Consider the following 20,952-nt stretch of genomic DNA (forward strand, 5'->3'; position numbering starts at 1 on the left):
GCACCGATGAGCCTGCGCACACGGCTATTGATACTGGTCATCGCCGCGATGCTGGTGCCGGCCATCCTTGTGGGACTGCGCTTCGTGCAGAATCGCGCAAGCGAAATCGAAGCCGCACGCGCCAGCCTGTCGGCGACCGCCAACGATATCTCAAGCGATCTCGATGAGAAAATTCAGGGCACGGCCCAGCTTCACTATGGTCTGGCCCGCGCCCGCGACCTCGATACGCGCGACAAGGCGGCTTGCTCCGCCTTCCTGTCCGCCGTGCGCGAAGAGTATCCGCGGTACACCGGCATTTTGACCATCAATCCGGACGGCAGCCTGTTCTGCGACTCGTTGCGAACCGACCGGACGCTCGATCTCAGGGATCGCGAATATTTCAAGCGGGCGCTGGTTGCACACGGCACCGTCACACTCCAGCCTGTGTTCGGCCGGTTGACGGGGACCTCCGTGTTGCAGATCGCCTATCCCGTTCGCTCGGAAACAGCAGAGCTGAAATTCATCCTGCTCGCCTCGTTCAATCTGAAGAAATTCGCCGATGACCACGACAAGCGGCTGTCGAACGACAATCAGATTCTGCTCGTCGACAGGAACGGCACGATCCTCGTCGCGCCCGAGGGCAAGGACTGGACCGAACCGCCCGGCACATCGATGGCAACTTCGGAGCTGTTCCGGTTTGCGACCTCACCGAATCATGAGTCGTTTCGCGAAGTAACCGGGCGGGACGGCCGAACCCATGTCTGGTCCGCCGCGCGTTCCCCCTCGGTGCGCGATGCCGGGCTTTACCTTATGGTCGGGCGGGCCAAGGACGGTCTGGTGGCCGCAGCCAATCGCCGCCTCTACGAGGACCTGGCGATACTTGCGGTGGCCTCGCTGCTGTTGCTCGCAGGCGTATGGGTTCTGGCGACGATGAGCATCGGTCGTCAGGTCGGACGCCTGGCTGCGATGGCGACGAAGCTTGGAGTTGGCGATCTGAGCGCGCGGATTGCTCCACCCCATCCGCGCGGCGAGCTCGGCGGGCTGATGACATTGCTCAACGGCACCGCTGAATCGCTCCAGCATCAGCGCGCCGCCATCGACGAGCTCAACCTGAAGCTGACCCAATCCCAGAAAATGGAGGCGATGGGTCAGCTCACCGGCGGCGTGGCGCATGATTTCAACAACCTGTTGACCGTCATTCTCGGCAATGCGGAGCACCTTGCCGAGAAGCTTGCGACACACAAGGAACTGCAAAAGATCGCCGAGAGCATCGCGACCGCCGCCGAACGCGGCTCGGACCTGACGCGCAGCCTGCTCGCGTTTGCGCGCAAGCAGCCCTTGATGCCGAAGCACATCGACATCGGCCAGAAGATCGTCGGCATGGAGCAGTTGCTGCGCCGGACGCTCGGAGAGCATATCGAATGTGAATTCCGTCTTGATCAAGAGCTGTGGCAGGCCAGCGTCGATCCCGGCCAACTGGCGTCGGCACTGCTCAACCTGGTGCTGAATGCGCGCGACGCCATGCCGCTCGGCGGCAAGCTGACGGTCGAGGTGCAAAATACGTCACTCGGTGAATCCGACGTGGACGTCAACGGTGAGGCGCGTCCCGGCTATTATGTCATGATCGCCGTGACGGATACCGGCACCGGCATGACGGCCGAAGTCGCCAGCCGCGCCTTCGAGCCGTTCTTCACCACCAAGGAGGTGGGCAAAGGCACGGGTCTCGGCCTGAGCATGGTTTACGGATTTGCGCAGCAATCCGGCGGGTCGATGCAGATACGCTCCGAACCGGGACATGGCACCGCCGTCAAGCTGTTCTTCCCCCGCGTTGGGGCAATTCAGACGACCGCCGCGCCGTCCGCCGGTCAGCCGGCCGCGCCCACAGGCAGCGAGACCATTCTCGTCGTCGAGGACGACGACATGGTGCGCCGCTATGTTGAAGGTGAATTGAAGGCGCTCGGCTATCGCGCCATCGTCACACGCAACGCGGCCGCGGCGCTCGAAATATTGCGCGGCCCGGACAGCATCCATCTCCTGTTCACGGATGTCGTGATGCCCGGCGGCATGTTCGGAACCGAGCTTGCGAAGCAAGCAGCCCGCCTGCGGCCTCAGTTGAATATCCTCCTGACTTCCGGCGATAGCGAACATCCCGTCGAGGCGATCGATGGGGCCGGCCGCGACGTACGGATTTTGAACAAGCCCTACCGTCGGCACGATCTGGCAGCGATGCTGCGTTCGGTCCTGAAGGCGAGTTGACCTCACTGTCGTCCCTGCCTCCGTGCGCAATCGCGCACTCGGCGCAGGGACCCATACTCCGCGGCCTTTGTTGCCGGAAAGGACAGATAACGACCGGCGTACAAAACAACTTCCGCTGGTGGTTATGGGTCCCTGCGTTCGCAGGGACGACGAAATAGAGGCGAGAATCCCTCAACTTGTCGCCCCTGCGAAGGCAGGGGCCCATAACCACCGGCTTTCGTTGTGTGATAAGGTGTCTGCTACCGCGCTTCCTCGATAGATCACGCGGTATCGGCCCCTGCGTTCGCGGGGACGACGAAACTAACCCAGCGCCCGCAACTCGCGCCGCAACACCTTTCCCGTTGCGGTCATCGGCAGCGTGTCGGCGAACTGCACGAAGCGCGGGTATTCGTGGGCGGCGAGCTGCACTTTCACGAACTCCTGGATTTCGCGCGCCAGCGCATCGCTCGCGGCAAAGCCCGGGCGCAGCACGATCCAGGCCTTGATGGATTCGGTGCGGATCGGATCGGGTATGCCGACCACCGCCGACATCGCCACCGCCGGATGCTTCATCAGCGTATGTTCGATCTCGGAGGGGCCGACGCGATAGCCGGCGGTGGTAATCACGTCGTCCTCGCGGCTGACGTACCAGAAATAGCCGTCCTCGTCCTGCACGCCGAGATCGCCGGTCAGCAAAAATTCGCCGGCATATTTCTTCGCGGTCGCTTCCGGGTTCTTCCAATATTCGATCATGGTGCAGGGACAGGGCTGGCGCACGCCGATGATGCCGCGCTCCCCCCTGGGCAATTCCTCGCCGCGATCATTGACGATGCGGACGTCGAAGCCGGGTGTCGCCTTGCCCATCGAACCGGGGCGGATCGGAAACAGGTTCGAATTGCTGCCGATCACGAGGTTGCATTCAGTCTGGCCGAACACTTCATGCGCGTCGATGCCGAAGGTTTCGCGCACCCAGCCGAGCAATTCGCCGCCGAGCGATTCACCGCCGGTAAAAATGCTGCGCAGTTTTACGCCGGAATTTTTCACGCCGGCCTGCCGCATCAGTTTCAGCGCGGTCGGCGGCAGGAACGTGTTGCGGATGCTTAAGTCCGCCATCATCGCCATCGCTGCCTGCGGCTCGAATTTGCGGGCGCGATGGCCGACCAGGGGAATGCCGTGATACCAGAACGCCAGCAGGCCGTTGATCAGCCCGCCGATCCAGGCCCAGTCGGCCGGTGTCCACATCAGGTCGCCGGGCCGCGGCAGGAAGTTGTGGCACATCTCGACATTCGGCAGATGGCCGAGCACCACGCGATGCGCGTGCAGCGCGCCCTTCGGATTGCCTGTGGTGCCGGAGGTGTAGATGATCAAGGCGGGATCGTCGGCTGCGGTGTCGACGGTCGCAAAATCCGGCGACGCGGCCTTCAGCGAGGACCAGAACGGCTTCGTGCCGGGAGGCGCGCGGTCGCCGATGACGTAAACGTTCTTTAGCTCAGGAAGATGATTGCGTATTTTCGCAAGCTTCTCCCAACCGGCCTCGTCGGTAACGACAGCCTTGGCCTCGGAATTCGACAGGCGGAACTCCAGCGCGTCCTCGCCGAACAGCGCGAACAGCGGGATCGAGATCATGCCGGAACGAAACGCGGCGAAATGCGCGATCGGCAGTTCAAGAGATTGCGACAGGAACACCGCCACGCGGTCGCCGCGCGACAGGCCGTCGGCTTTCAGGACGTTGGCAAAACGGCGCGACTGCTCCGCGACGTCGTCGAAGGACGTGCGCGTCGTGGCGCCGCCCTCGTCGACATAGATCAGCGCCAGCCGGCCTGAGCCATCCCCATGCCGGTCGCAGCACGCGGTTGCCATGTTGAAGCGAGCGGGAATGTCCCAGCGGAAGTTGCGGTAGAGTTCGTCGTAGGTTGAGGCTTCGGTGAGCATGTTGGGCGACCCATCCCTAACGTCCGTCATGGCCCGGCTTGTTGCCGGCCATCAACGTTCTTGTTGCTTACCGCGAGTTTAAAGACGTGGATGCCCGGGACAAGCCCGGGCATGACGCGGAGCGAGGTTTTGCAGCCCTGACTTAAGGCGCCCGCGCCTTCTCCATCGCGAGCTCGACCTCGAGGCTTGCGAGGTCCCGATAGATCGAGGCGACGGCGAGCACGCGGCCGTTGCGCTTGTATTGCAGCAGGCAATCCTTGCCGGGGATGTCGCCGTCGACGATGGTTTCGTCCCATTTCTCGGCGTAGCCGACATAATTGATCGGCACATCGTAGTGCTGGCTCCAGAAAAACGGCACCGCATGGAACGGCTCGCGTTGCCCAAGCATGTTTCGCGCGGCGGTCTGGCCCTGACGCTCGGCCACCACCCAATGTTCGACACGAATGGTCTCAAGGGAATGCGGATCGGGCCAGCGCGCAATATCGCCCGCGGCATAGATGCCGGGGACGCTGGTTTCCAGATAGGCATTGACCGTGACGCCGCGATCGATCGCCAGCCCGGCCTGCTCGGCCAATTCAAGGCGCGGACGCACGCCGACGCCGACCACCACGATATCGGCGTCGATCGCGCCGCCGCTTTTCAGCGTCGCGCGTTTGCCGTCGATCCCGGTTACGGTGTCGCCGAGATGGAAGATGACGCCGTGCTCTTCATGCAGGGCACGAACGAAGTCGCCCATCTCAGACCCCAGCACGCGCTCCATCGGCCGCTGCTCCAGGCCTACGACATGGACCTCGATATTTCTGGCGCGCAGCGACGCCGCGACTTCGAGGCCGATGAAGCTCGCGCCGATCACGACCGCGCGTCGCGCGCCGCCGGCCGATGCGATGATGGCGCGGGAATCGGCCAGCGAACGCAGCACGTGGACGTGTGGCTGATCTGCGCCCGGTATCGGCAGGCGCACCGGCTCCGCGCCGGTCGCCAACAGCAAGCGGTCATAGGAGATGGTCTCGCCGCCTGATGTGACGACATGGCGCGCGTTGGGATCGATCGACGTAACCTCGGTGTTGAGCCGCAGGTCGATCTTCGCCTCGGCGTAGAAATCATCCGGCCGCAACGGCACCCAGTCCTCCGGCGCGCTGCCGGCGAGATAGTCCTTTGACAGGTTCGGCCGGTCTACCGGTGCCGCGGCATCATTGCTCAGCATCACGATGCTGCCGCGATAATCCTGCCGCCGCAGCATCTCGGCGGCGGCAAACCCTGCCGCGCCACCGCCGACGATCACGATTTTGCCGGGCGCATCGACGGCGCCCTTCACCTGCGGCTTGGGCTGTTCAAGCTTCTCCCGAACAAAGATGCGACCGTCTTGCTGCTCGACCTTCCAGACCGCGACCGGACTGAGCGCCGGCGCCCGGGTAGCTTCGCCGGTGCGCAGGTCAAAACAGGCATGATGCCAGGGACAGCGGATTCCCTGGCCCGTCACGAGACCTTCGGCGAGCGGCCCGTGATAATGGGTGCAATGGGCGCCGATCGCGAAGAGCTCCGAGCCCGAACGCACCAGCAGCACTTCATCGTCGCCGACATGGCCGAGCAACATCTCCCCTGCGAATTCGGACGGGGCTATGCCCTTTGACAGATCGGGACCGGCGGGCAGAGCTTGCTGGTCAGCCATGCCTTCCTCCGCTCGCGTTGCGATACGTCATCGCTCCGAGTTTGACTCAAACGATGTTTCATCAGCACGAAGGTTCCCGAGCGTAAAAAATTTATCCTGATAGCGCCGCCTTCACCAGGCCGCTGGCCTTGCCGAAATCCATCTGCCCGGCGAATTTCGCGCGCAGCACGCCGATCACCTTGCCCATGTCCTTCATGCCGGCAGCGCCGGTCTCGGCGATCGCGGCCGAGATCGCGGCCTTCACCTCGTCGTCCGACATCTGCTTCGGCAGATAGGCTGATATCACCGCGATCTCCTCGCGCTCCTGCGCGGCAAGCTCGGCGCGGCCGCCCTTGTCGTAGAGCTCGACCGATTCCTGGCGCTGCTTGATCATCTTCTGCAGCACGCCGAGCACGTCGGCGTCCGACAGCGGCGGCTTGCCCTGCCCGCGCGCGTCGATGTCGGCGTTCTTGATGGTCGAATTGACCATGCGCAGCGTGGAGAGCTTGCGCTCGTCCTTCGCCCTCATGGCGTCCTTGACCGCATTGTTGATGTCGTCGCGCAGCATGGGTGCCTCACTGAAAATGGTGCCGCCGGAAAGATGCCGGGTTATGTAACGATTCCACCTATATAGGACGGGAACGACCAGGATCGGCAGTCGAATTGCCCTGCCGGTTCCAGATTCGACCGGATTTGGTGAAAAACCGGAAAACCCGGCTCAGGTCCATAGAACCGGCTGTCAAATATGCGGCAAACGCATGTGAATAGCCGGTTTTCTTTGGCTTTTCTTGGCCTTCCGGCTTTGACGCGCGGGGGTGCTTGCGACTATGAAGTGCGCTCATGACAACATCTGAAAACGCTTCAGCCTGGCCGGACCATAAACCGACCGCGCTCCTCGTGCTTGCCGATGGTACCGTGCTGGAGGGATTTGGCCTCGGCGCAGAAGGCCACGCCGTCGGCGAAGTCTGCTTCAACACCGCGATGACCGGTTATGAGGAGATACTCACCGATCCCTCCTATGCCGGGCAGCTCATCACCTTCACCTTCCCGCATATCGGCAATGTCGGCACCAACGACGAGGATATCGAGACGGTGAACATGGCGGCGACGCCGGGCGCGCGCGGCGTTATCCTGCGCACGGCCATCACCGATCCCTCGAACTACCGCGCCACGCGGCACCTCGATCAGTGGCTGCGCGCCCGCGGCATCATCGGGCTGTCGGGCATCGATACGAGGGCGCTGACTGCGCTGATCCGCTCAAAGGGCATGCCGAACGCGGTGATTGCGCATGCCAAGAACGGCGTGTTCGACCTGCACGGCCTGAAGGAAGAGGCGCGCGAATGGCCCGGCCTGGAAGGCATGGATCTGGTGCCGATGGTAACTTCCGGCCAGCGCTTTACCTGGGACGAGACGCCGTGGGCCTGGCAGAACGGCTTTGGCCGGCAGAGCGAACCTGAGTTCAACGTGGTCGCGATCGACTACGGCATCAAGCGCAACATTTTGCGGCTCCTGGCCGGTGAAGGCTGCAAGGTCACGGTGGTGCCGGCGACGACCTCGGCCGAAGACATTCTGGCGATGAAGCCGGACGGCGTGTTTCTTTCCAACGGCCCGGGCGACCCGGCCGCGACCGGCAAATATGCGGTGCCCGTGATTCAGCAGGTGATCCAGTCCGGCACGCCGACTTTCGGTATTTGCCTGGGTCATCAGATGCTAGGCTTGGCCGTCGGCGCCAAGACCATAAAGATGCATCAGGGCCATCACGGCGCCAATCATCCGGTCAAGGACGAAACCACCGGCAAGGTGGAGATTACCTCGATGAACCACGGTTTTGCCGTCGACCAGGCGACCCTGCCCGAGGGCGCGATGCAGACCCACATCTCGCTGTTCGACGGCTCCAATTGCGGCATCGAGCTCAAGGGCAAGCCGGTATTCTCGGTGCAGTATCATCCGGAAGCCTCGCCGGGGCCGCGTGACTCGCATTACCTGTTCAAGCGGTTTGCGGATCTGATGCGAGAGAAGAAGCGGGCGTAAGCCGCTCACTTGTCATTGCCGGGCTTGACCCGGCAATCCATCTTCTTGAAGAGCGATGGATGCCCGGGTCGAGCCCGGGCATGACGGCTGGTATGTGCCGAAAAGCGCTATGACTTCCTGCGCGGTTTATTATGATGGCCACAGGACGCATTCCCATGGATGACAAACCCGCCGCCACCAACGTCGAATACGGCGTAGCGCCGACCGACGTCATGGCCTCGATGTCCGGCCTCGACTTCGTGCGCGCCATCTTCGACGGCAAGTTGCCGGCGCCGCCGATCATGCAGAAGGTCGAGCCGTTCGATTCCACCGCCGAGAAGGGACATGTGGTGTTCTACAGCGTGCCCGGCTTCCGGCATTACAATCCGATCGGCTCGGTGCATGGCGGCTATGCCGCGATCCTCTTGGATTCCGCGATGGGCCTTGCGGTGCATTCCGCCCTTCCCGCCGGCACCGGCTACACCACGCTGGAGTTCAAGATCTCTTTCATCAGGGGCATGACAAAGGATACCGGGCCTGTCCGCACCGAGGGCAAGACGCTCAATGTCGGCCGCCGCGCCGCCACCGCCGAGGCGCGGATCACCGACGCCAACGGCCGCCTGCTCGCGCATGCGACGACGACGTGTCTGGTTTTCGAGATTCCGAAGGGAACGTGAAGCGCGGAGGGCGGTTTTGAATTGTAGAGAGGGCAAAGGCGCACTTGCGCCGTGCCTACCATTCACGTCCGCGCTCTGAATGGTGGGCACGGCGCTAACGCTCCTTTGCCCACCCTACGATCTGCTGCGATTTGTGGAGAACAACCATGTCCATCGTCAGCGCCGATGTCGAGCCGCTCACCTTCGTGTTCGAGGATGACGGCCTCGTGCCCAACAATCCCCTGCCGCTGCTGGTTTACAAGGGCGCGGTCTATGTCGCCAACGATCACCCGGAAAAGACCATCGAGGCGCTGTTCGGCGGCAATGGCTGGGGCGCGATGTGGCGCAACGGCGTCTACGACTATGTGCACTACCACGCCACGGTGCATGAGGCGCTCGGCGTCGCCCGCGGCCGGGCCCGAGTCCGCTTCGGCGGCAGCAACGGCAAGGAGCTCGAAATCACGCCCGGCGATGTCGCGATCCTTCCCGCCGGCACCGGGCATCAATGCGTGTTTGCCAGCCCCGATTTCTGCGTGGTCGGCGCCTATCCGCCGGGACCGCCGATGCAGATCACGCGCCCGACGCCGGAGAACCACGCAAAGGCGCTGAAGACGATCCCGGAAGTGAAGCTGCCGAAGACTGATCCGGTGCTGGGCGAAGACGGACCGCTGGTCCGGTTGTGGAAGCGCGGCACGCGATGAGGCGGGGCGCCGTCATCCGCGCCTGGCAATCGGGACATTAGGTTCGGAAAAAGCCTCCGGCATCGGTTCGCTCGACGAAACCCGCATCGCCGCGATCCGCGCGACAAAAAGCCCGATCACGAGATTTGTTCGTTCGATCTCCAGCTTGTCGCGGATCGGCCCGTGCGGCTCGGTCGCGCACAACGTCTTGATGCATTCGAGGGTGCGGGACAATGAATCGACCACCGCATAGATCGGCTCGATCGACGGCACCGCCGATTGTGAGCCCGGCGTGTGTCCGGCCGGCTGGCCGGAGGGGCTGACCCGATGGCCGGACGATGCCACGTCACGGAATTCGATAATTTTCTGCATCGCTTAATTTTTCCAAACCTGAGGAGCCGCGGCACACGACCAAGCTGTACCCGCATCATTCTGCTTGGGGTCGTTGGCCACCACCGATCATATTGGCGCCTCCCACACGCTCGCTTAAATTGATTATCGGAATCTTGCAGGCGACCATTTGTGCGCGCGGCTTTTTTTGCGCATCGCCAGCACTTTGGCGCCGTCGTTCGACGGCTAGAGGTATGCCATGTAGGAGCTCACCCACACCAGAATTGACGCAAGCAGCCCGATCACCCCGGCGTTGTTGGCAAAGGCTGTGGCGTTGCCGGACATGCCCAAGCGCAGCGTATCACGATTTATCCCCTCGGGAATCGATATCTCCGCCGGAAACACCGTCGCGCCGCCGAGCGCATTGGTGCGAGCGAGCGTGCCCGACGCGGCGATCTGTCCCTGTCCGATGCCCTTTGGAATGCCGATGATTTTGGCGTGATAGATCCGGCCCGGCACGTTGTCGAACACGATGTCGACCGCGGTGCCTTCCTTGATGGTCTGGAAGCCGTTCTGCGAGAACATGCCGACCAGCGTGATCTCCTTCTCGACAATGAAGGACATTGCCGATCGCAACTGAAATGCGCGATCGCCGACGGTCAGGGCGACCACGGTGACATAGCCGTCGGCGGGCGCACGGATGGCCGTCTGCGACAATTCCCAGTTGGCGTTGTCGAGCTGCGCCTGAAGTTGCGCGACCGTGGTGTTGACGCCGCCGATCTCGGAGTCGAGCGCGAGCTTGGCGCTCTGCTGCGCCGCCTTGGCAGCGGTGAGCTGCGCCGACACGGTCTCGTACTGAACCTGCTTGTCCTGCGCCTGAAATTGCGTGTTGGCATCGTCGGCGGCGAGCGTCTCGATGTCGGCGAGACGCTTCTTGTTGTAGGCGGCCTGTGCGGCAAGTCCCTCCACATTCGCGGTTGCCTGTTCGTAATTTGCTTTGAGGATTTCGGTCTGCTGCTTCGCTGCCGCGAGCGAAGCCTGAAGCTGCTTGACTTTGTACTCAAACGGCGCCGGGTCGATCTGAAACAGCACGTCGTCCTTTTTCACCGGCACGTTCGGCTTGACCGGGATTGCAACAATTTGTCCGGTCACATTCGGCGTCACTTCCACGACGCGGCCAGTCACCGTCACACGCCCCGAGGGCGTGAGATAATTAAAAAGCGCCAAAAATGTCGCGAGGATAAATCCGCCGACGAGCAGCGAAATTGTCCCCGACACCCAGCCCCACCGCACGAGCTTGAATTTCGAGAACACGAGCCACATCGCAAGGATGTAGAGGCAAAAAATGATAACCATGGCTGGCGTCCCTTTGCCGGTTGTGCTAATATTTCCCGTGGAGGTAGCCGAAGCATCACTCTTCTAAAGTCAACCTTAGACTGCAAGAGACGGCAAGCTTAAGACCTTTAATTCCAGCGCGTTTTTGATTCTGCAGACGCCACACAGCGTAAACTGCAGCCGGAATTGTATTTCTTCATTGCCGACCTCTCGCTTGGAGCGAGAGCGCCGATCGAACTTCTTCGCGCAATTAGTAAGGAGTCGATGTCATGCGCACAAAAATGAATCAGATTTTCGGATTGCTGGCTCTGGCCACCACCCTATGCGGTACGGACGCAGCCCTTGCCCAGAACGCTGCAACACCGCCCTCCATGAAAACCATCGGCGCGCCGGCCAAGCCCGAGATCGTGCCCTCGCTGTTCGTGCTCAACTCCCGCGGCGCGACGCTGCTGGGCGACACCCTCACTCTGACCGGCGTGTCACCCAGTTCGATCATCTTTGCAGACCGTCCGGTGCGGGGCGCGGGCCATCAACCCACCGCCGACGTGATCGCGGAATGGGGGTCGGGCGAGGACAGTTTTGCAAAGAATCCGCCGAACGCGACGGTCTCCGTGCTCGGCAAGGATGGTTCGGTGAAGGACGCCGTCGTGGTCCTGAAGAATCCGAAGCTCGAGGGCGACAAGCTCACCTTCAATGTCCAGACCCTTGAAGGCGATCTTGCCGGCGCCGACGGCGGGGCCGCGCTCTTCATCGACATCATCGGCCGTCCGTTCACGCCGCTGTCGTTTGCCGGTTTCGCCCGGCGCAGCGCATTCCGCGGCGCGATGTATGCCGGCGCGCTCGGTGCGGCAGCGTATGGTGCGGCTGCGTACTACCACCCCTACGCGTACGCCCGTCCGGCCTGCGGCTATTATCCGTACCCGCCCTGCTATTGAAACGAATGAAGACACGGGGAAGCACGCGCTTTCCCGTGCTCAATCGACTGGTTCGCCTTCGACCCGTGATTGAACGTATCAGTGCTTGAAAGGAATGCCGCCGTGAAACAGCTTGTCGAACTGATGACAGCAGCCGTCGTCTGCGCAACACTGGCGCTGCCTCAGCTGGCCGCCGCCCAGACTGCCGCCGCAACCCCTCCTTCGCTTGTGACGCCGGACAAGGTCGACACACGGATCGGCACGCTCGAGTTCAAGGACGGCGCGCCCACCATCGAAACCGCAGAGAAGGTCCGCGACACGCTGGACTTCACACGCGCCCTGAACGTGTACAACAACAGCTTCCGCGGCGCATCGGCGTATGCCCTGGGAAAGGGCTTCCAGAGTATCGGCGCCGAGGACAACACCCCGATAATCTTCTCCGATTTGATGGACGCAAAGTCGCTGTTTCTCACCGCCAACGCTGACACCATCTACTACATGGCGGTAGTGAATCTGTCGAAGGGCCCGATGGTGGTGGAGCAACCGCCGAAGGGACTGGGCACCATCAACGACATGTGGTTCTCATGGATCATCGATATCGGTTTCCCTGGGCCGGATCGCGGCGAGGGCGGCAAGTACCTCATCATACCGCCCGGCTACGATGGCCCGCTGCCCGAAGGCGGCTTCTACATCGCGCGCTCGAAGACCAATCGCGTGCTGTACGCAGCGCGATCGTTCCTGACCAACAACGATCCCAAGCCAACCGTTGAGCTGATCAAGAAGCACCTCAAGATCTATCCTTACACTCCGGGCGGCGTAGGCACGAGCATCGCGACAGCTCTGGAAGGCAAGGTACGGCTCGCCAAGAACCCGTCTCCTCCTGAGACCAAGTTCATCGAGGCCAGCGGCAAGGCGTTCAACACGATTCCGCCCGGCGATTACGGCTTCTTCGAAATGATCAATGAGAACGTCCAGCAGGAGCCGGCCACCAGTTACGACGTAGAACTCGCCGGGCAAATGGCCGCCATCGGTATCGTGAAGGGCAAGCCGTTCAAACCTGATGCGCGGATGAAGAAAATACTCACTGATGCTGCCGCCGTGGGGAACGCGGCCGGTCGCCTGCTGAACTGGCGCTACGCCGTGTCCCATCCGGAATGGGCGTACTATCCCAACTCGATGTGGGGAAGCATGCTGTGGGAAGGTGGGTCCAACTTCGAGACACCGCCGCCGGAGTTCACCAGGGAGGGCATGTTCAGGCCGCTGCCGCCGACCGGCGCACGGACGCTGGATTCGAGGACGGCGTTCTATTACGGCTACACGCTCGATTCACCGGGCATGATCATGCGCATTCCCGACGTCGGCTCGCAATATCTCATGGGCTTCGTCGATTCCGCCAACAACCCCTTTGACGGCGGCAAAACCTACAAGGTAACGCTACCCAAGGGCATCCCCGCGCGGGCGTTCTGGTCACTCACGCTCTACGACAACCAGACGCGATCGCTGCTCGACACGCCGCAGCGCTTTCCGCGCGCCGGCAGTCAGACCTATCCATCGCCCGCTGCCGAAGCCAGCGCCGACGGCTCGACGACCGTCTATTTCGGCCCGACGCAGCCGCAAGGAGTGCCGCGCGGCAACTGGATTCAGACCATGCCCAGCAAGGGCTGGTTCACGATCCTGCGCCTCTACAGCCCGCTGGAGCCGTTTTTCACGAAGGAGTGGCGGCTGAGTGAGATCGAGTTGGTTCGGTGAGTACGCGCCGAACACGGAAGCGCCTTCGATCCTGCCACCGGGGACAGGCACCTGGCAGCCGCCGGCGATCGTGGCGGCGCAGTGATGTTTGTGGTGGGCCGCTATCACGAAGAAGAGGTGGCGACCCACCCGTGCAATAATTCGCAATGCGTCGATCTATCGATTTGGAATTGAACTAGGTGCACAGGGGTACTGACATGAAGAGCAAAAACCACCGCATCGCGTTGTTCGCCTTTGCAGCTTCCACCGCCCTCGTATCGCCGGCGTTCGCACAAACCACCCCGGAGCGAAACGCGTATTTCGGGGAGACCCACGTCCATACGGGCTGGTCGTTCGACGCCTACATCTTCGGCAACACCAAGACCGGGCCGGAGGAAGCCTACAAATATGCGACGGGACAGATCATCCAACACCCAATGGGTTATCCGATCAAGATCACGACCCCGCTGGACTGGATGGGCGTGACCGATCACTCCGAATATGTCGGGACGGTGAAGCTGGCGAATACTCCTGGCTCGGCCTTGAGCAAGCTGCCGATCGCCGAGAAGCTGAAGGTTCGCACCCCTGCCGATATTCAGAGAATATATCTTTGGCTCGGCTACACGATCGTCGACAAGAAGCCGATCAAGGAATTGATCAGCCCGGAAGTAGCCGGCAACATCTGGAAAGAGAACAATGCGATCGCAGATCGCTTCAACAAGCCCGGCAAATTTACCGCGTTCTGTTCCTATGAATGGACGTCGACGCCCGACAACCGGAACATGCACCGTAACGTGTTTTTCAAAGACTGCGCCAAGGTGCCGGAGCTGCCGTTCAGCGCCATCGACTCGTCGGCTCCGGAAGACCTGTGGGACTGGATGGACGTCCAGCGCAAGGCCGGCAGCGAACTGCTAGCGATCTCGCACAACGCCAACCTCTCCGACGGAATCATGTTCCCGACGGAGGTGGATTTCAAGGGACGGCCGATCGACAAGGCCTGGGCCGAGTCGCGCGAACGCAATGAGAAGCTGTCCGAGATCAAGCAGATCAAGGGACAGTCAGAGACGCATCCCAGTCTGTCGCCCAACGACGAGTTCGCGAATTTCGAGGTGCTGACTTATCTGCTCGGCGATCCGGCGGGACGTTTCCCGACCATCCCGGGCAGCTACATTCGCGACGCCTACAAGACCGGCATCGCGATGCAGGATTCGCGGGGTTACAACCCCTACAAGTTTGGAATCGTCGGCGGCTCCGACTCGCACAATACCGGCGTCCCCTATCGCCAGGAGAACTTCTACGGCGGCCACGCCCGCAACGACGGCGATGAAAAGCAGCGCATGTCGGGTCACGTCTTCGCTGGTCTCGACGTTCGTCTCGAGAATCCCGCCGGCCTCACCGGCCTGTGGGCCGAGGAGAACACCCGCGCTTCCCTGTTCAACGCCATGCAGCGCAAGGAAACCTTTGCCACCAGCGGACCGCGCATTCAGCTCCGCTTCTTTGGCGGGTGGGATTACAGCCAGGACGCAAAAGACGTAAAGAACAGGGAAATCTGGAATATCGTTCCGGATTGGCTGAAGGACCGGCTGTGGGTCCGTACCGCCTATGCGCAAGGCGTGCCGATGGGAGGCGACCTGCCAGCTATGCCGGCCGACAAGAAGGCACCGTCCTTTGCGGTGTGGGCGGTGAAGGACCCGACATCGGGTAACCTTGACCGCATTCAAATCGTCAAGGGATGGACCAAGGACGGCCAATCTTTCGAAAAGGTCTTTGATGTGGTTTGGGCGGGCAAACGTACGCCCGATCCGGTTACGGGCAAGGTCCCGCCAATCGGCAGCACCGTCAACATTCAGGAAGCGAGCTACAAGAACACCATCGGTGCGGTCGAGCTCAAGGCCGTGTGGAGTGATCCCGAATTCGACCCGGGTCTGAACGCGTTCTATTACGCCCGGGCACTCGAAATCCCGACGCCGCGGTGGACCACGATTCAGGCCAAGAATCTCGGGATCAATCCACCCGAGATCGTGTCGGCCACGGTCCAGGAGCGCGCGTGGGCTTCGCCGATCTGGTACACGCCGACCGAGCAGGCGCGCGTGACCGCAAAACCGGGCACCACCGTCGCCAGCCTGCAACAGCAGTCGGGCACGACCACCCTGAATGATGACCAACTCAAGGATCTGATCGTCGGCAAGTCGACCTGGATTCGCAACAACGCGACCGGCAGCGTGTTCCAGGTCATCTGGAGTACGGCGGGCCGGCGCCTGATCACCAATGTTGACGGGACTCTGCCGCAGCCGGGGCAGGTCGGCGACGTCATGCACAGCGGTGAACTTGGCTCGCCATCCTCCTATTCAATCAAGGACGGCAAGATCGTCACCGCGTTCGGAAACCTGCCTTACGAGGTCACCGTCTACAAGGTGGGCGACAAGTACTTTGGTGCGCGCAGCAATGAGTACGGCTACGCCAATTATGAGATCGTTCCGACACCGGTAAATCTGGAGAATCTCAGTTTGGGTCAGGCTGAGCGTTCTCCGTTCTAGCGTGGCTGGTTGGTAGTGCCAGATCATCCAACAGATGGGAGCGCTGCGTCCGGCAAGAATCCGGACGCAGCCGTACCGGCTCAGCCATCGCTGCTGCGACGATGGTTGCGCGAACCGCTGGTTCATTTTCTTCTGGTCGGCTTGGTGCTGTTTGCGGGCTACAGCTTCCTGCGTCCAAAATCCGAAGCGACATCCGAATCCAACCGGATTGTCCTGACGCCGGACGATCTTGTTCAGATAAGTGTGGCTTGGCTGGCGAAGGGCCGGCCTCCGCCAACTCCGGAGCAAATGCAGAACCTCATTGAACTCAAGGTTCGGGAGGAGGTGCTGTTTCGGGAAGCAATGGCGCTCGGGTTGGACAAGGACGACACGATCGTGAAGCGGCGCATGGCGCAGAAAATGGAATTTCTGGCCGAAGGCGCTTCAATCGATAAGGACCCTTCGACCGACGCGCTTCGGGCCTGGTTCAAGGACAATCAGCAGCGATTTGCGCTTCTGCCGCGCGTCTCTTTCCGCCATCTTTATTTTTCTTCCGATCGACATGGTGAACGCACCCGGGAAGCCGCTGCGAAAGCCCTGGAGAAAGTCGCAGACCAATCGGGCGAAGCGAAGGACGTTGCGGCTCTTGGTGACCCCTTCATGTACCAGGATCACTACGGCGATCGGTCTTTCGATGATATCGCCAAGCTGTTCGGACTAGATTTTGCTCGGGCACTCGTGAGCATCAAGCCTGGCTCCTGGCAAGGACCGGTGGAATCCGGGTACGGATGGCACCTGGTTTTTGTCGACTCTTCCGCTCCGAGCAGGCTACCCGCCTTCGAAGAAATCGAGTCGGACATCAAGGCCGGATGGATCGCTGACCAGCGCGCTCAGGCGAAAGCAAAAGCCTACGAGACGATGCGAGCGCGCTACCAGGTCGTGCTGCCGGAGAAGCTGCCAAACTAGACGACGATGGTTGCCCAAGAAGCGATCCTTCGGAGAAAATTCTTGAGTTTACGATCGGCATTTCTCGGCATTTTCTTCGCAACGCTCGCAGTTTTGAGCAGCGCGTCCGCACACGAGTCCCGTCCGGCGTATATGGAAGTGACCGAGATAGCGCCGCAGCGGTATCAGATTGTCTGGCGCACGCCGCTGCTATCCGGCACGCGGCTTCCGGTAGCGCTCCGATTCCCCGAAAAAACGCGCAACGTCACCGAACCCATACTGCGCGAACTCCAGGATTCGCTGGTCGAACGCAGGCTGGTCGAACTGGACAACGGCCTCACCGGCACGCGCATCGAAATCGTCGGCCTGCAGGCGACAATCACCGACGCGCTGGTGCGCGTGCAGTTGCTCGATGGTACCTACTCCACCACGCTGGTACGACCGTCCAAACCGTGGATCGAGATCGCAACCTCGCGCAGTTCGCTTGAGGTCGCCACCACCTACCTGATGCACGGTATCGAGCACATCCTGCTCGGCTACGACCATTTGCTGTTCGTACTGGCCCTGATCCTGATCGTGCGTCGCGGCCGGGTGCTTCTGATCACGGTCACTGCCTTTACTGTTGCACATTCGATCACTCTGAGCCTTGCCACATTGGGGGTTGTGCACATACCCGGTCCGCCGGTCGAAGCAACGATTGCGTTGAGTATTCTCCTTCTTGCCTGCGAGATCATTCGATCCGACCGGGGACAAGCCAGCCTGACCGCGCAATGGCCCTGGCTGGTCGCGTTCTCGTTTGGCCTGCTGCATGGATTTGGCTTCGCCGGCGCGCTGACTGAAATCGGCCTGCCCCAGGGAGATATTCCGCTTGCGCTGCTTGCGTTCAATGTCGGCGTGGAGGCCGGACAACTGGTCTTCATCGCAGCCGTCCTGGGCGCCCTGGCATGCGCCAAATGGATCAGATTACCGGCTTTCCTCGAACGTCATGCGAGGCCGGTGATGACCTATGCGATCGGGATCATGGCCGCATACTGGTTTATTGCGCGATTAGCTGGATTCGCCGCCTGAGCGGGCGAGCGATCACATACCGGACCTCGGACGTGGGTTCGTCCGCGAAACCCCCGTTGAGGTGCATAGCAGGCGATTGCCTCGTGACCTCAACGCAACAGTCGCGATGGATTTTCGATGTAGACCGTTTCGCAGAGCGATACCTTACGACGGGACATTCAATCTATGCCAATCTAGGGTTGATCACTGTGATCTCGAGCCATTAGGGGCAAACAGATGGCGCACAACATTCCTCAACGAGATTCAGGCCGTCGGCACATTTGGCGCGGCATCGGCGTGGTTCTGCTGATATTCGGCGCCATGCCGGAAGCCGCCTACGCCGACGAGAGCGGAATTTCCTACTGGCTTCCCGGACGCTTCTCGAGCTTTGCTGCGACACCGGCGGTGCCGGGCTGGTCCATGGCCGCGGTGTATTATCACACCTCGGTCGAAGCATCGGGCGCCGTCGCCGCGGCACGGCAGATTCAGATCGGCAGATTTCCGGCAACGGTGAACGTCGATTTCAATGCCAGCCTGAACGCACAAGGCGATCTTATTCTGCTCAATCCCACCTACACTTTCGCCACACCTGTGCTGGGCGGCCAACTGGCCATCGGCGTCACCGGCATATTCGGCCGGGCAAGCACCGGCATTGACGGAACGCTCACCGCGGCAGTCGGACCGATCGTGACGACCCGCACGGGAAGCATCTCGGATTCACTCACTTCCGTCGGCGACCTGTATCCGCAGGCCACGCTGAAGTGGAATGCCGGCGTGCACAACTTCATGACCTATCTGACCGGAGACATTCCGGTGGGCGCCTACAACCCAGCGCGCCTCTCTAACCTCGGCATCGGTCACGCCGCGATCGACGCTGGCGGCGGCTACACCTACTTCAATCAGGCCGCCGGGCACGAATTCTCCGCCGTCGCGGGTTTCACCTACAACTTCAAGAATCCCGACACGCAATACCAGAACGGGATCGACTTCCATGTCGATTGGGGAATCTCGCAGTTCCTCTCCAAGCAGTTCTTCGTTGGTTTCGTCGGCTACGGATACCAGCAGATCACTGACGACTTCGGCCAGCATCCGCAGCTCGGCGGTTTCCGGTCCCGCGTCTTCGGCATCGGCCCGCAGTTCGGATATCTGTTTCCCGTCGGCGACATGCAGGGATATCTGAATCTAAAAGGCTATGGCGAATTCGCCGCCGAGAACCGGCCGGCGGGATGGAATATCTGGCTGACATTCGCGATCTCGCCAATGGCTCCGACCAGCACCGTGACGCCAACGCGCCGGGTGGTAACGAAGTAAGGCATCAATCGCGCGCAGAAAGCGGCAACCGATGCTACCCGATACGCCGACCGTCAGTCAGCTATCCCATGTCATTTCGCAGGCGGCGGCGCCTGCGTTTCTTCTCGGCGCTTTGGCAGCTTTCATAGCCGTCCTGATTTCCCGCCTGAACAGAGTGATCGATCGAACGATTGTCCTCAACGGCATCTCCGAGGATGACACCGTCAGATGTCGGCTCAAGGCTGATCTTCCACGTTTGATGCGACGTGCGGTCATGCTGAATCGGGCAATCTTCTGGGCGGTGATCGGAAGTATTTCGGCAACGCTCGTTGTCATCGTCGCGTTCGCAAGTGCGTTCCTCCAGATTCAGCATGAGCGCGGGGTGGCCATCCTGTTCATGGTGGCCCTCGGTGCCTTCACGGTATCGCTTGTCGATTTTGCCCGGGAGGTGCGCATTGCGTTGAGCGAGTTCGATCATCACGCCTGACGCAGTGACGCTCGCCATCACCCCATTAGCCGGAGGCAGCCAGCGCCATCGCCTGAGTGAAATACCAGCCCGGGGCAGCTAACGGGCCCACTGACCCATCTGCAGACAGGTGAGCAAGCTGACGTAACTTGGCGTGCCGCCGATGCTCTCTAGCGAGATGCAGCTTGCCCGGCTTGGCGCGGGGAATTTCGACCATTGGCTTGCGAGCTGCCGCTTCGCCTTCTGTTCATCGTTCACGCAGCTCTTTATCGACTGATCGACGGTGAGGCCGGCAGTCGCGGCGACGTCGAGCTTGCAACTCCGGGCAATGTCGAATTTCGGCACGCCGTCTGCGACCGCAACAACCATCTGCGAGCTCAAAACGATCATCGAGAAAGAAATAGGCATCTCCAGCCCCCTTCCGATCGCAGCCAAAGCTTCCGGGCGCAGCGCTTCTATTTAGAGCTGCAACGCCAGTCTATGCCAAAACCGGCCGGAACGCGACGGGAATGTCAAATCGGAAGGCAGTCGCCGCAGAACGCAGGGATGGCAAAGCCCGCCCTGCGAATCTGCGAATCGCATCCGCGCTCACGCCACGTTGGCGCCTTCCTGGCGGCTGGCCTCGAACAGGAACCAGGTGCGGCGCTCGGTCTCGTCGATGAAAGTCTCGAGCAGGCCCGCAGTGCCGGAATCCTCGTGCTCGTCGGCGAGCTTATGCGCCTTGCGCATCGCCGCCGCCACATGCTTGTTGTCTTCCATCAGCTCGCGCAGCATTTCGCGCGGCGGCACGTAGTCCTCGTTATTGTCCTTGATGGTCTGCAGCTTGGCGACCTGCCCGACCGAGCGCAGCGTGGTGCCGCCAAGTTTGCGGACCCGTTCAGCGAGTTGGTCGGTGGTGGCGAAGATCGCTTCCGACTGCTCGTCCAGCATAAGGTGATAGTCGCGGAAATGACGGCCGCTGACGTGCCAGTGGAAATTCTTGGTCTTCAGATAGAGCGCAAATGCGTCCGCCAGCAGCGTATTGAGCGAGGCCGATATCTTGTCCACGGCGGCCGGCGGCAGGTCGGTCGGCGTATCGAGGTCGGCGGATACCTTGTCGGATTTATTGCTGGTTTTGCTCACGTTGAACCTTCCTGTTAGGAATTGGGCACGACGGCATTGGCAGGGAGCGCCGGACCGTCTAACGCCCCCACCTAGGTACCGGTTCCGTTACCGGAACCCCCAGTTTTGCCGGACCCGCC

Annotated in this window: 18 protein-coding genes; 11 read left to right on the top strand and 7 right to left on the bottom strand. The window is 61.4% G+C overall.

Features of this window, described 5'->3' with window-relative positions; genetic code table 11:
• Positions 1-6: 6 nt before the first annotated feature.
• Complete coding sequence (locus tag V1273_RS29835; protein WP_334411755.1) at positions 7-2,235, top strand: ATP-binding protein; 2,229 nt, start codon at positions 7-9, stop codon at positions 2,233-2,235.
• 300 nt (positions 2,236-2,535) lie between these two features.
• Here V1273_RS29835 and V1273_RS29840 read toward each other — a convergent pair whose 3' ends face one another.
• The 3 genes from V1273_RS29840 to V1273_RS29850 form a co-directional block, all read right to left on the bottom strand.
• A complete protein-coding gene (locus tag V1273_RS29840) occupies positions 2,536-4,146 on the bottom strand; it encodes an acyl-CoA synthetase (protein WP_334412288.1) in 1,611 nt (536 codons plus the stop codon).
• 142 nt (positions 4,147-4,288) lie between these two features.
• Positions 4,289-5,815 carry an FAD-dependent oxidoreductase gene (locus V1273_RS29845; protein WP_334411756.1) on the bottom strand — a complete coding sequence of 509 codons (1,527 nt, stop codon included), beginning with the start codon at positions 5,813-5,815 and terminating at the stop codon, positions 4,289-4,291.
• Between the two features lie 91 nt (positions 5,816-5,906).
• Positions 5,907-6,362: a GatB/YqeY domain-containing protein gene (locus tag V1273_RS29850; protein ID WP_065743197.1), complete on the bottom strand. Its 456-nt coding sequence runs from the start codon at positions 6,360-6,362 to the stop codon at positions 5,907-5,909.
• Positions 6,363-6,634: 272 nt separating this feature from the next.
• Here V1273_RS29850 and carA point away from each other — a divergent pair, with 272 nt between their 5' ends.
• The 3 genes from carA to V1273_RS29865 all read left to right on the top strand — a co-directional run bounded on the left by carA (position 6,635) and on the right by V1273_RS29865 (position 9,161).
• A complete protein-coding gene (carA, locus tag V1273_RS29855; protein WP_334364971.1) occupies positions 6,635-7,825 on the top strand; it encodes a glutamine-hydrolyzing carbamoyl-phosphate synthase small subunit in 1,191 nt (396 codons plus the stop codon).
• A 155-nt stretch (positions 7,826-7,980) separates the two neighbouring features.
• Entirely contained in the window at positions 7,981-8,481 is a 501-nt protein-coding gene (locus V1273_RS29860; RefSeq protein ID WP_334411757.1) for a PaaI family thioesterase, read from the top strand.
• Positions 8,482-8,627: 146 nt separating this feature from the next.
• Positions 8,628-9,161 (top strand): cupin domain-containing protein, encoded by a 534-nt coding sequence (locus tag V1273_RS29865; protein ID WP_334411758.1) that lies wholly within the window; start codon positions 8,628-8,630, stop codon positions 9,159-9,161.
• Positions 9,162-9,173: 12 nt separating this feature from the next.
• On the opposite strand, the gene V1273_RS29870 is transcribed toward V1273_RS29865, so the two are convergent.
• Positions 9,174-9,512: a hypothetical protein gene (locus tag V1273_RS29870; RefSeq protein WP_334411759.1), complete on the bottom strand. Its 339-nt coding sequence runs from the start codon at positions 9,510-9,512 to the stop codon at positions 9,174-9,176.
• Positions 9,513-9,716: 204 nt separating this feature from the next.
• Positions 9,717-10,826: an HlyD family secretion protein gene (locus V1273_RS29875; RefSeq protein WP_334380210.1), complete on the bottom strand. Its 1,110-nt coding sequence runs from the start codon at positions 10,824-10,826 to the stop codon at positions 9,717-9,719.
• A gap of 260 nt (positions 10,827-11,086) precedes the next feature.
• Between V1273_RS29875 and V1273_RS29880 the strand changes: the two genes are divergently transcribed.
• The 7 genes from V1273_RS29880 (at position 11,087) to V1273_RS29910 (ending at position 19,732) form a co-directional block, all read left to right on the top strand.
• The gene (locus V1273_RS29880; protein ID WP_334369020.1) at positions 11,087-11,740 is read left to right on the top strand and encodes a hypothetical protein; all 654 of its coding nucleotides are present in this window, start codon (positions 11,087-11,089) and stop codon (positions 11,738-11,740) included.
• Positions 11,741-11,863: 123 nt separating this feature from the next.
• Positions 11,864-13,468 (top strand): DUF1254 domain-containing protein, encoded by a 1,605-nt coding sequence (locus V1273_RS29885; protein ID WP_334412289.1) that lies wholly within the window; start codon positions 11,864-11,866, stop codon positions 13,466-13,468.
• Positions 13,469-13,665: 197 nt separating this feature from the next.
• Positions 13,666-15,984 carry a DUF3604 domain-containing protein gene (locus tag V1273_RS29890; RefSeq protein ID WP_334380209.1) on the top strand — a complete coding sequence of 773 codons (2,319 nt, stop codon included), beginning with the start codon at positions 13,666-13,668 and terminating at the stop codon, positions 15,982-15,984.
• 105 nt (positions 15,985-16,089) lie between these two features.
• Complete coding sequence (locus V1273_RS29895; protein WP_334380208.1) at positions 16,090-16,929, top strand: peptidylprolyl isomerase; 840 nt, start codon at positions 16,090-16,092, stop codon at positions 16,927-16,929.
• A gap of 6 nt (positions 16,930-16,935) precedes the next feature.
• Positions 16,936-17,976: a HupE/UreJ family protein gene (locus V1273_RS29900; RefSeq protein ID WP_334380207.1), complete on the top strand. Its 1,041-nt coding sequence runs from the start codon at positions 16,936-16,938 to the stop codon at positions 17,974-17,976.
• Positions 17,977-18,276: 300 nt separating this feature from the next.
• Positions 18,277-19,266: a SphA family protein gene (locus V1273_RS29905; RefSeq protein WP_334369022.1), complete on the top strand. Its 990-nt coding sequence runs from the start codon at positions 18,277-18,279 to the stop codon at positions 19,264-19,266.
• 31 nt (positions 19,267-19,297) lie between these two features.
• On the top strand, positions 19,298-19,732 hold the full coding sequence (locus tag V1273_RS29910) for a DUF2721 domain-containing protein (protein ID WP_334364982.1): 435 nt from the start codon (positions 19,298-19,300) through the stop codon (positions 19,730-19,732).
• A gap of 78 nt (positions 19,733-19,810) precedes the next feature.
• On the opposite strand, the gene V1273_RS29915 is transcribed toward V1273_RS29910, so the two are convergent.
• Both V1273_RS29915 and V1273_RS29920 read right to left on the bottom strand, forming a co-directional pair.
• A complete protein-coding gene (locus V1273_RS29915; protein ID WP_334380206.1) occupies positions 19,811-20,119 on the bottom strand; it encodes a hypothetical protein in 309 nt (102 codons plus the stop codon).
• Between the two features lie 180 nt (positions 20,120-20,299).
• Entirely contained in the window at positions 20,300-20,833 is a 534-nt protein-coding gene (locus V1273_RS29920; protein WP_213288794.1) for a Dps family protein, read from the bottom strand.
• Between the last annotated feature and the right edge of the window lie 119 nt (positions 20,834-20,952).

The organism is Bradyrhizobium sp. AZCC 1721, from assembly GCF_036924715.1.
Taxonomy (GTDB): domain Bacteria; phylum Pseudomonadota; class Alphaproteobacteria; order Rhizobiales; family Xanthobacteraceae; genus Bradyrhizobium.